Below are 465 nucleotides of genomic sequence, written 5' to 3' on the forward strand. Positions count from 1 at the left end.
CTACTTTAACAGTTTTATCAATATAATTTACAGTGTTCATAAATTTACTTTATTCGCGACGCATATAATTGTAATAACAAATCTAAAGTACAAAAGAATACCTAGAAACTGGAATATTAAAGTATCCAGTAGTAATACGATATGATTCTTTGAATACTCTATTAAGTCTTTCTATCTTTTGTTTAGCTATACGAGTTTTAGCATCTTCGCCTTTAACTTCCTCTAGCCCTTTAACAGAAGTATGATTGATTTCAATACCTAATTCTTTTTGAATAAATTGCAGAGCCATAGGATAAGCAGTATACATATCAGACATAACATTTAAATTATTGGGTTTATTCTTGTAACATTCAAGTAGTTTTAAAAATACAGTAGCACAAGCAATATAATCTCTTTTATCAGAGATATGATAAGTAATTACATTATGATAAATTTCATCATATAAAATCCAAACATAATGCTTTT

1 protein-coding gene is annotated in these 465 nt (G+C 26.7%); it reads right to left on the reverse strand.

Annotated elements, in window-relative coordinates; all coding sequences use genetic code 11:
• Positions 1–82: 82 nt before the first annotated feature.
• On the reverse strand, positions 83–465 hold a 383-nt coding region (locus AWT72_RS08855), incomplete at its 5' end, for a DDE-type integrase/transposase/recombinase (RefSeq protein WP_067143693.1).

It is taken from the genome of Oceanivirga salmonicida, assembly GCF_001517915.1.
In the GTDB taxonomy this organism is placed as follows: domain Bacteria; phylum Fusobacteriota; class Fusobacteriia; order Fusobacteriales; family Leptotrichiaceae; genus Oceanivirga; species Oceanivirga salmonicida.